Consider the following 10,373-nt stretch of genomic DNA (forward strand, 5'->3'; position numbering starts at 1 on the left):
ACCAAGGGTAAGTCCCTTGAGGAAGTCGCCGGGGTGGCCGAGCCGATCCAAGCCCCGAAACCGGGCGTGGGCGTCGACGACGCCATGGCCAACTAACCGTCACGCAGGGATCGCCGGTAGCGACGCATACCGGCGATCCACCGGTCGTAATCGGCTCCCTTGTGCCGGTACATGTCGAGCACCTGCGGGTGGGGGAGCACCAGGAACCGGTCCGCCCCGACGGCCTCGATCGTCGCGGCGGCCACCTGCTCGGCACCGATCACGTCCCCGGACCGGACGATCGAGGTGGCGCTGGCCCGGGTTTCCGGGTCCGCGGCCGATCGCACCGCATCCAGCAGCGGGGTGTCCACCCCGAGCGGGCACACGCAACTGACCCCGACCCCGTCGTCGCCGTAGGTGATGGCGAGCCATTCGGCGAAGCCGACCGCGGCATGTTTGGTGACCGTATAGCCGGCCGCACCGATCTGCGACAGCAGCCCGGCCGCCGAGGACACCGACACGAAGTATCCGCCGCCCCGTGAAACCCACTGGGGTATCAGCACATCCGCGGCCCGGACATGGGCGCGCAGGTTGACATCGAGGATGAGGTCCCAGTCCCGGTCGACGCCGAGGCCCGATGCCCCGATGATCCCGGCGTTGGCGACGTAGATGTCGACCGGGCCGAACTCGGCCTCGGCCCGTGACACCAACCGCTCGATGTCGGCCGTCGCGGCCGCATCGGCACGGGCCGCGACGGCCAGCCCGCCCGCACCGCGGATCAGCTCGGCCGTCTCGGCGGCGAGGGTTTTGTCGAGGTCGCTGACCACCACCCGGGCACCTGCCGCCGCCAGGCCCTGGCCCAGCGCCCGCCCGATACCCGAGCCCGCACCGGTCACCACGGCGACACGATGATTGATGTCCATGTCTTGTGCCTACCGAACTTCGGGCAACTGCGCGCGCGGACACGCGACAAGAGGGCCAAGCATTTGGTAACCGGCCCGTGTCCGGGGTTCATCGGACGGAAACAAATCGGTCCTAGGTTATGGATCCAAGTTTGGATCCGAACTCGATGAGCGTCCGATCAGAGGAGAACACATGGTCTCGCCTACGGCACCCGGGATCCACATCGGCGGGCTGACCAAGCATTTTCGGGTTGGTCGCTCCGAGGTCACCGCGCTCGACGGGGTCGATATCCACTCCGGACAAGGTGAGTTCGTCACCCTGCTGGGACCGTCAGGATGCGGCAAGAGCACCGTGTTGCGGATCCTGGCCGGACTGGAGAAGCAGAACGCGGGCACCGTGCTGGTCCACGGGGAAACCCCGCAGGACATGCGCCGACATCACCACCTGGGCATCGCGTTCCAGGACTCGGCGCTGCTGCCGTGGCGATCGGTGTGGTCCAATATCCGGTTGCCGCTGGAGGTATCGAAGCAGTCGGTTCCCGACGAGTTCATCCAGGAATTGATCGACCTCGTCGGGCTGACCGGTTTCGAGTCCGCGCGCCCCGCCCAACTGTCCGGAGGCATGCGCCAGCGGGTCTCGATCGCCCGGGCTCTGGTGGTCAGGCCACGCGTGCTGCTGCTCGACGAACCGTTCGGCGCCCTCGACGATATGACCCGCCAGATGCTGAACACCGAGCTGCTCCGCATTTGGACCGAACGACCCGCGACCACTTTGATGGTGACCCACGGCATCGCCGAGGCAGTGTTCCTCTCCGACACCGTGGTGGTGATGAGCGCGCGGCCGGGCCGGGTGGTGAAGTCGGTGCAGATCGATCTGCCTCGGCCGCGGCTTCCGGAGATGATGCGCACGAGCGAGTTTCACGAATACGTGGACCTGCTGTCGTCCATCTTGTTCGGCGCGGGCGACGTCGAGGCGCGGGTATCGGTGGACCGATGAGGCACAACAGATCGCTCGCCCTGCTCGGCTCGCTCATCGTGCTGGCCGGATGGCAGATCGTCGGCATGACGGGAGTTCTGGGTCCGGGCATCGCGGCTCCGTCCCAGATCCTGGCCGGTGTGATGTCCGACGGTGTGGCGTTCTACGGAACCCACATCCCGGTCACCCTGGCCTCGGCCTCGGTCGGATACTTCTGGGGCAATCTCGCCGCGATCGCGTGCGCCGCACTGGTCAGCACGGTGCCGGTATTGGAGAAACTGGTGCTGCACGCCGGGATCGCCTCGGCATGCATCCCGTTGATCGCGATCGCGCCGATCCTCGCGGCCTGCTTCGACGGCATGGTCACCTCAGCGATCATGGCCACCGTCTCGGTGTTCTTCACCACCCTCGTCGGTGCAATCAACGGGCTGCGCCATGCCGATCCACTCAGCAAGGACCTCGTGCGGGCCTACGGCGGCGGCAGGTATCTGGTGTTGCGCAAGGTCGAACTGCTCTCCGCGCTCCCCAGCATCCTGACGGCGCTGAAGGTCGCGGTTCCCGCCGCGATTCTCGGTGCCATCATCGGAGAGTTCATGGGGCAGGAGCGCGGCCTGGGCGCCGCCCTGGTCGTCGCCCAATCCTCCAGCGACGTCGTCCGAACCTGGGGTATCACACTGGTGTCGAGCCTGGTCGCCGGTTTCGCCTTCACCGTCGTGAACACCGTGGAGCGAATCGCAACGCCATGGGCGGCCGGGGCTTCTGGGGCAAGAGCATGACGTCGCCGGCGGTGCCCGCGGCTCGGCGCGCCCTGCGCATGGTGTTGACCTCGGTCGGCGCGGTGCTGGCGATCCTGGTGGTGTGGACGCTGTTCATCACCCTGGCCGACGTCAGCTCCTATGTCGCGAAGTCTCCGATGGACGTCTGGAGTTATCTGTTCGCCGAAGTCGACGCGGCCGCTCACCGGGCGGGTATCGCGGCGCTGTTGGGGCGGACCGTCATCGACGCCTCCTACGGGTATGTTCTCGGATTGGCTCTGGCGGCCGCCGTTTCGGTTCTGTTCTACCTGTCCAGGACCGTGGAGACGATGTTCATGCCCGCGGTGACCGCGATGCACGCGATCCCGATGGTCACCGTGGCCCCGATCCTCGTGCTGGTGTTCGACCGCGGGCTGCTCGGCACCGCCGTCATCGGAGCCGCGATCGTCGTGGTACCCGCTGTCCTGACAATGTTGCACGGCGTACGCAGCACACCCCGCACCGACATCGAGATCGTCCTGGCCTACGGAGGGTCGGCGTTGTCGGCGTTCCGGAAGGTCGCGTTGCCCCATGCCATCCCCACCTGGTTCGCGGCCGCCCGGGTGGCTGTGACGACCTCGGTGGTCGGAGCGCTGCTGGCCGAATGGCTGGCCACCGGCAACGGGCTCGGCGGTCAGATGCTACGCGACGCCAATGAATTCGAGTTCGCACGGTTGTGGTCTTCGGTCGCCGTGCTCACCATCACCTGCATCGTCGCCTATCAGACCGTCAGCGTCATCGAGGCCGCTGTCCGCACCCGCATGAGCGCCCCCCGCTGACCATGCCTCCAACCCGAACGGACACATTAATGAGCAGACATCTCGATCGCCGGCAGTTTCTCACCAGGAGTATCACGGTGGGCGGTCTGGCACTGGCCGGCCCGGTTGTTCTCTCGGCCTGTGTTTCAGGAGAATCCGGCGGTGCCGCCAACGGTTTCGGGTTGGCGTCCCAACGGCTCGCCTGGATCAAGAACACCCAGTTCGCAGGAAGCTACGTCGCCGACAAGAGAGGCTACTACCGCGATGCGGGGTTCAGCGGCGCCGAGCTGATCGCCGGCGGACCGACCGCGCCACCGATCGAGTCCGACGTGCTGTCACGCACCTTCGCCGGGGTCTCGCAGATCCCGATTGTCGGATCGGCGGTCGCCAAAGGGGCGCCGCTGAAGGTCGTTGGCGCCGTATACAGTCGATACGCGGGCTGCATCATGACCATGGCGGACAAGCCGATCAAAACTCCGGAAGAACTGTACGGCAAGACAATCGGATGTGCCTCCTCCAGCGAACCGGTGTGGCGAAATTTCATCGCCGCGCTGAAGCTCGACCCTTCGCGGATCAACACGGTGCCGGTCCAGGGCGACCCGATCGGCATGACGGTCGGTGAGATCGACGGCTACCTCGGGTTCGTCAACAGCCAGGTCGTCGACCTGCGGCACAAGGGCTTCGACATCAACACGATGCTGCTGGCCGACGTCGGATTTCCACTGGTCGGGCAGGCCTACATCACCACCCAGGACAACATCGACAAGAACCGCGACAAGCTCAAGGCGTTTCTGCACGCCGAGATCCGTGGCTGGCATGACGTGCTCGACGACCCGCAGATGGCGACCGATCTGACGGTTGACGAGTATGGCAGGGACCTGCAGCTGGACCCGAAGGCCACTCACGACTGCTGCCTTGCCGGCAATGCGCTGATCCGCAACGGTCAACCCGCACAACAACTGCTGGCAATCTCCGATGACATCGCGGCGGCCAATGTCGAGGCCATCGCCGCGGGCGGGTTGAATCTGTCGGTCGAGGACCTCTTCGAGCTCGGCCCGATCCGCGAAGTCTACGAGGAGAACCCCGACCTGTCGTTGGCCTAGGCCGCAACCCGAACCGCCGCGCCGCAACACAACCCCTACCCAGAGAAAGGTCATGACATGACCGCTCCGAGAACCCCCGACCTCGTCGTGACCGGAGGAACCGTGGTCTCCCACGACGGTCGACGTCGCCAGGACATCGCCGTGGCGGACGGCCGTATCCTCGCGGTCGGTGACCACCTCGCCGTCGACGGGGTTCCGACCGTGGCTGCGGCCGGGTTGCTGGTGCTTCCGGGACTGGTGGACGTCCACGTTCACCTGCGTGAGCCCGGAATGACGGAGAAAGAGGACTTCGCCAGCGGCACGTCGGCCGCGGCCGCAGGCGGCGTGACCACCGTGGTCGACATGCCCAACACCAAGCCGCCGGTGGCCACCGCGGAACGTTATCAGCAGAAGCTGGACCTGGTGAAGAACAAGGCCTACGTGGATTTTGGGCTTTACGGGATGCTCGACCACGACAACGCCGATGAGATCGCGGCGATGGCCGAACTCGGCGCGATGGGGTTCAAGTTGTTCATGGGGCAGACGACGGGTGATAACCGGTGTCCCGACGACGCCGCCATCTTCCGCGGCCTGGAGGCCGCCGCCGACGTCGACCTGGTCGTCGGCGTACACGCCGAAAACGACCATTTGCTGCGGATGTTCGGCGACCGGCTGCAGGCGCAGGGCCGGCGCGACCCGCGCGCGCACCTGGAGGGGCGCCCAGCCTTCGTCGAGGTCGAGGCCATCACCCGGATCGTCACGATGGCCACCGAGGCCAAGACCAAGCTGCACATCCACCATCTGTCCACCGCGGCGGGGCTGCGGCGGGTGACCGATCTGCGGGCACAGGGTCATCGGGTCAGCATCGAGACCCTGGTCTCGCATCTCCTCCTCGACGACAGCGCCTATGACACGTACGGCAACCTGATCAAACTCAACCCGCCGATCAGGCCTGCGGCCGACGTCGCCGCCCTGTGGGCCGGCGTCGACGGTGGCGAGGTCGACGTCATCGCCACCGATCACGCCCCGCACACCGTCGCCGAGCAGGCCGAGACCGATGTGTGGAAGGCGTTCGGCGGATTCATCGGCGTCGAGACGATGCTCCCGCTGCTGCTGACCGCCGCAACACAGGGCAGACTGACCGTCGAGGACATCGTGAGGTTGTGCTCCTACAGCCCGGCCCGGCGCTGGTCGATGGCCGGGAAGGGCCGGATCGCACCGGGTTTCGACGCCGACTTCGTCATAGTCGACCCGGACGCGCGGACGGTCCTCGACCAGGCCACCCTGCACTCCAAGCACAACGTGACGCCCTACGACGGCTGGGAGCTCATCGGAAGCGTCCTCGCGACCTATCTTCGCGGGCAACTGGTCTACGAGAAAGGCGACGTCGTCGGGGCCCCCGCCGGTCGTCAGGTCAAACCTGTACGGAAAAGTGCATGACAGCGCGTTGGACGGCACCGGAGAGGCTGCTGGGATCCGACGGCACGGCCACGATGCGCGCCGCCGTTCATCGCTGCGTCGACGAGGTCGCACGGGTGTCGACCGGACCGGCGGCGCCTGGCCCGACGGTGATCGCGGGGATCGGGACGACCGCCGCACATGCGTTGAAGGGCAGGCTGTTGCACGACGCGCTGGCCGCGGCGGGCATCGATCTCGCCGGCACCAGAAACTTCGCCGATCCGGTGGAGTTACTGGGTGATTCGGGCTGGTCCCTGGCGTTGGTGCTCAGCCCGTGGAAACAGGATGTGGCTGCGCGGGTGCCTGCCCTGGCCCCGTCGGCCGAGGGGACGGGTGTAGTCGACACCATCGTCCGGGAGGCCGCCGGGTCGGTCGGTGTCAACACCAACAGCTGGGCGGCCCAGGCGGCCATGGAGACCTTGATGGGCGGACGGAACCCGGAATCGGTTCTGGTGCTCGGTTCGGGCGGCTCCTCGAACTCGGTGGCGCTGGCCTGCCGCCGGGCCTGGCCCGATACCCGGTTGATCGGCTCGGCACGCAACGCCGAGGCCCTGTCGGTGTGGGCCCGGCGGTTCGGGGCCGAGTCGGTGACCCCGGAGGCTCTCGGCGATGTGCCGCCGGGCCTGGTGGTCAACACCACGACCTGGGGGGAGACTGATGCGTCCGAAGCGGATCCGTTCGGGTTCGACTTCGCCCGGGTGACCGCACCCGGCAATCAGTTCTTCGACCTCAACAACCGGGTGAGTACGTTGCAGACGTCGGCGCTGCGCGCGGGTATGAACGTCATGTCGGGGACGTTCATGCAACGCACCACCAACGCGTGCCGGGCCGCGCTGTCGAAACCGGGGCCGGTATGAGTCTGCTGGACAGTGCCACCACCGCGGCCACTGCAGGGGAGCCGCTGAGCGTACGTGAACGCGTGTACCGCTATCTGCGGCAACAGATCACCACGGGTGAGTATGGCGGCGGTATCCGGCTGACCGAGGAGGAGATCGCCGAAGACCTCGGTGTCAGCCGTACACCGATACGAGAAGCTCTGCAGCGCTTGACAAGTGAGGGACTCGTGGAGCGGGTGCGGCGCGGTCAGCTGGTCGTGGTCGAGGTTGATGCCACCGCTCGTGCCGAGCTGCACGAACTGCGGGTGGCCTTCGACCAGGTGGCCGCAAAGCTGATCACCGCGAAAGGTGGCCAGGTGGACTGGGATTCGCTGTATGGCAGGCTGGTGCCGCTGGAGGTCGCGTTGCGCGAGCACGGCGTGGGCAGTTCGCAGTACGCGATGGCGCACCTGGAGTTCCACATGGCGATCAACCGGGCCGCGTTCTGCCCGATCACCTCGTCATTCCTGGAGCGGCAGGCGTTCCTGTACCCGACCGACGACTACGTTCAGCAGTCCGGGCATGAGCCGATCTCCCAGCACCGCACCCTGCTCGACGATCTCGCCGGTGGCGACCCGGAGCGGGCCGCCACCGCGATGCGGATACACGCGCTGCGTGGGCACGGCAACACGACGTTGAGCTGACCTTCCATCCATCCATCGAGCTCGGAGTTCCCATGTCAAACGACACCGTCCTGATGTTCGTCAACGGCCAGGCCATGAGCGGTGGACCGCTCAACGACGCCCTGGCCCGCGCCCGCTTCGTCGGGCCGGTACGCACCGCCCCGGCATACCGGTTCTTCTCATTCGACAATGTGTTTCCCGGGCTCGCCCCGGTGCCGGACGGCGGCTGGTCGGTGCCGGGGGAGGTCTACGAGGTGAGCTACGCCGAGCTGCGCGATAAGTTGTTGCCTCGCGAACCCGACGAACTCGAGCTCTCGGTCATCGAACTCGAAGACGGCCGCGGCGCGCTGAGCATGGTGTGCCGGTTCCTGCCCGATGGCGCGGAGCGGACACAGGAGATCACCGTGCCTGGCGGCTGGCGCCAACATCTCGACGAACCGACCTCGTCCCGGTGATGCGGATACTGCAGGCCGGGGCCGACCCTGGCACGGCCGACCACTATCTGTGGTGTACGGCCGAGACCATCAGTTGGGGAACGCTTCCCACACCGAGCAGTGCGCCGGTGCTCACCGTGGACAGCGGCCGGACGGTCACCTTCGACACGGTGTCGCAGGAAGGTCTGATGGAGGACCAGGGCCGTGACCCGGTGGCCTACTTCGGCGGGTTCGGCGTCGGGCGCGCCGATGTGCTCGACGACGCCGTCGACCTGGCGGCCTCCGACCTCCGTAAGCCGACACCGCCCAAGGCGCCGCACATCGTGCTGGGGCCCGTGCACGTGCGCGGCGCGCAGCCCGGCGACTGGTTGCGGGTGGAGTTCCTCGAGCTGACACCGCGAGTCCCATACGGCGTCGTCTCCAGCCGCCACCGGCGTGGGGCATTGCCGGATCGGCTGCCGCGCGAGGTCGACGGCAGCATTCCCGCGGTGTTCAGCAAGTTCTGCCGGATCGACGAGACCGGTCAGCACGCGATCTTCGAGTTCGGCGGTGGCCGCGCAACGATCGGCCTGCGGCCTTTCATGGGACTGTGCGGGGTGACACCCGCCGAACCCCGACCGCGCAGCACCATTCCACCCGGCCCGTTCGGCGGCAACATGGATGTCCGCGACATGGTGGTCGGCAGTTCCCTGTACCTTCCGGTACAGGTGCCGGGAGCTGGGTTCTACCTCGGCGACCCGCATTTCGCCCAGGGCAACGGGGAGATCGCCCTGACCGCGCTCGAAGGATCGTTACGGGTCACCGCCCGGCTGACCGTGGTGAAGGCACTGACCCCGGCCAGGGCGCCGATGCCGTTCGTCGACACCGGTGAGCACTGGATCGTCCTCGGCATGGATGAGAGCCTCGACGAGGCCATGCGCCAGTGCGCAGAACTCTCGGTGGACTTCCTCGCCGCGCACACCGGTATGACGGCCAGCGAGGCCTACTTGTATCTGAGTGCCGCAGGAGACTTTTCGGTGACTCAGGTGGTCGACATAGTCAAGGGCGTGCACTGCTCGATCTGCAAGAGTGACTTCGACCGGGAGAGCCGTGTCTGAGCCGCCATCGTTGACCGCACACGGGCGCGAGGTCCCGACCCTGCACAACGCCACGCTGACCGACGGTCGCGCCGTCGACGTGCACCTGGCTGGCGGGCGCGTGCGCTCCGTCGTCCCCGCGGCGGGTGGGCTGGTGGCGGACGACGAGCTCGACCTGACCGGTCATCTGCTGCTGGCCGCGCCCGCCGAGCCGCACGCGCATCTCGACAAGGCGCTCTCTTTCGACGAGATCAGACCGCCCATGGGTGATCTCGACGCGGCGATCGCCGCCTGGGAGAACCACACGCCGACTCTGACGGTCGAAGGAATCGCCGAGCGGGCGCGGCGTGCGGCACTGCTTCTGCTCTCCAACGGAACCACGGCGGTGCGGACCCACGTCAACCTGCTGCGTGGGGAGGATCCGTTGCGCGGCATTCGCGCGCTGGTCGCGGTGCGTGAGGAACTCCGCGCGTGCATGGACATCCAGATCGTGGCCATGGCACCGTACTTCGCCGGTGACGAGGCGATACATGCCGCCCTCGACCTCGGCGCCGAATTCGTCGGCGGCCACCCGCACCAGACTCCCGAACCGAGTGGAAACCTGCAGCGACTGTTGGGGATTGCGCGGTCCCGGAGCGTCGGTGTGGATCTGCACACCGACGAACAGCTCAATCCCAAGATGCTGACGCTGGAGGAGCTCGCCCATTCGGTGCGGGACTGGCCGGCGTCGATGCCGGTGACTGCGGGGCACTGTGTGAGCCTGGGAACGGTGCCATCCGACGTACTCGGCCGGGTGATCCGTGCGGTCAAGGGCAGCGACATCGGGATCGTGAGCCTGCCGATCACCAACCTCTACTTGCAGGGCTGGGCCGACCCGGTGGCCACCCCGCGCGGCTTGACCGCTATCCGGGCGCTGCTGGATGCCGGCGTGCGGGTTGCGGGTGGCGCCGACAATGTCCGCGACCCCTACAACCCGCTGGGACGCAGCGATGCGCTGGAGACCGCGATGCTGCTGGTCACTGCCGGTCATCTCACGGTCGAGGAGGCATACCGCGCCGTCAGCGACGGTGCGCGCGACATCATGGGGCTGTCCCCGGCCGGCACGGACGGTGGGCGGTCGGCCGATCTGCTCGCCATCCGGGCATCGACCTTGCAAGAAGCGGTGGCGGCAGCACCGCAGGACCGCATCGTGTTGCACCGGGGCAGGCTCGTGTCGGCGAGCCGGACCACGCGGTCCTGCGCGGCCTCTACCCGAAGTGCACACCCTGGGCCAGCGGCAACTCCGACGAGTAGTTGACCGTGTTGGTGGCCCGGCGCATGTACGCCTTCCAGGCGTCCGACCCCGATTCGCGTCCACCGCCGGTGTGCTTCTCGCCGCCGAACGCCCCGCCGATCTCGGCGCCCGAGGTGCCGATG

General features: G+C 67.3%; 11 protein-coding genes and 1 pseudogene. 10 read left to right on the top strand and 2 right to left on the bottom strand.

Annotated features, from left to right (window positions below; all coding sequences use genetic code 11):
* Nucleotides 1–92: 92 nt before the first annotated feature.
* The gene (locus tag ACWDTP_RS33905) at nt 93–902 is read right to left on the bottom strand and encodes an SDR family NAD(P)-dependent oxidoreductase (RefSeq protein ID WP_450027605.1); all 810 of its coding nucleotides are present in this window, start codon (nt 900–902) and stop codon (nt 93–95) included.
* 172 nt (nt 903–1,074) lie between these two features.
* Between ACWDTP_RS33905 and ACWDTP_RS33910 the strand changes: the two genes are divergently transcribed.
* The 10 genes from ACWDTP_RS33910 to ACWDTP_RS33955 are packed head-to-tail and all read left to right on the top strand — an operon-like array spanning nt 1,075 to nt 10,254.
* Complete coding sequence (locus tag ACWDTP_RS33910; protein ID WP_450027606.1) at nt 1,075–1,878, top strand: ABC transporter ATP-binding protein; 804 nt, start codon at nt 1,075–1,077, stop codon at nt 1,876–1,878.
* On the top strand, nt 1,875–2,633 hold the full coding sequence (locus tag ACWDTP_RS33915; protein WP_450027607.1) for an ABC transporter permease: 759 nt from the start codon (nt 1,875–1,877) through the stop codon (nt 2,631–2,633). The genes ACWDTP_RS33910 and ACWDTP_RS33915 overlap by 4 nt, the downstream gene beginning before the upstream one ends.
* Nucleotides 2,630–3,430 carry an ABC transporter permease gene (locus tag ACWDTP_RS33920; protein WP_450027608.1) on the top strand — a complete coding sequence of 267 codons (801 nt, stop codon included), beginning with the start codon at nt 2,630–2,632 and terminating at the stop codon, nt 3,428–3,430. The genes ACWDTP_RS33915 and ACWDTP_RS33920 overlap by 4 nt, the downstream gene beginning before the upstream one ends.
* 29 nt (nt 3,431–3,459) lie before the next feature.
* Nucleotides 3,460–4,512 (top strand): ABC transporter substrate-binding protein, encoded by a 1,053-nt coding sequence (locus tag ACWDTP_RS33925; RefSeq protein ID WP_450027609.1) that lies wholly within the window; start codon nt 3,460–3,462, stop codon nt 4,510–4,512.
* A 57-nt stretch (nt 4,513–4,569) separates the two neighbouring features.
* Nucleotides 4,570–5,931 (top strand): allantoinase AllB, encoded by a 1,362-nt coding sequence (gene allB, locus ACWDTP_RS33930; protein WP_450027610.1) that lies wholly within the window; start codon nt 4,570–4,572, stop codon nt 5,929–5,931.
* Nucleotides 5,928–6,806, top strand: a complete 879-nt coding sequence (locus ACWDTP_RS33935; protein ID WP_450027611.1) for a hypothetical protein — start codon at nt 5,928–5,930, stop codon at nt 6,804–6,806. The genes allB and ACWDTP_RS33935 overlap by 4 nt, the downstream gene beginning before the upstream one ends.
* On the top strand, nt 6,803–7,468 hold the full coding sequence (locus ACWDTP_RS33940; protein ID WP_450027612.1) for a GntR family transcriptional regulator: 666 nt from the start codon (nt 6,803–6,805) through the stop codon (nt 7,466–7,468). Before ACWDTP_RS33935 ends, ACWDTP_RS33940 begins: the two co-directional genes overlap by 4 nt.
* 32 nt (nt 7,469–7,500) lie before the next feature.
* Nucleotides 7,501–7,902 (top strand): allophanate hydrolase-related protein, encoded by a 402-nt coding sequence (locus tag ACWDTP_RS33945; protein ID WP_450027613.1) that lies wholly within the window; start codon nt 7,501–7,503, stop codon nt 7,900–7,902.
* Nucleotides 7,902–8,978, top strand: coding sequence for an acetamidase/formamidase family protein (locus ACWDTP_RS33950; RefSeq protein WP_450027614.1), 1,077 nt, complete (start codon nt 7,902–7,904; stop codon nt 8,976–8,978). The genes ACWDTP_RS33945 and ACWDTP_RS33950 overlap by 1 nt, the downstream gene beginning before the upstream one ends.
* Entirely contained in the window at nt 8,971–10,254 is a 1,284-nt protein-coding gene (locus ACWDTP_RS33955; protein WP_450027615.1) for an amidohydrolase family protein, read from the top strand. The genes ACWDTP_RS33950 and ACWDTP_RS33955 overlap by 8 nt, the downstream gene beginning before the upstream one ends.
* Here ACWDTP_RS33955 and ACWDTP_RS33960 read toward each other — a convergent pair.
* Nucleotides 10,205–10,373 (bottom strand): annotated as a pseudogene (locus tag ACWDTP_RS33960) (aldehyde dehydrogenase family protein); the annotation flags it as partial. The gene ACWDTP_RS33955 and the pseudogene ACWDTP_RS33960 sit on opposite strands and share 50 nt — an antisense overlap.

It is taken from the genome of Mycobacterium sp. NPDC003449 (assembly GCF_053588415.1).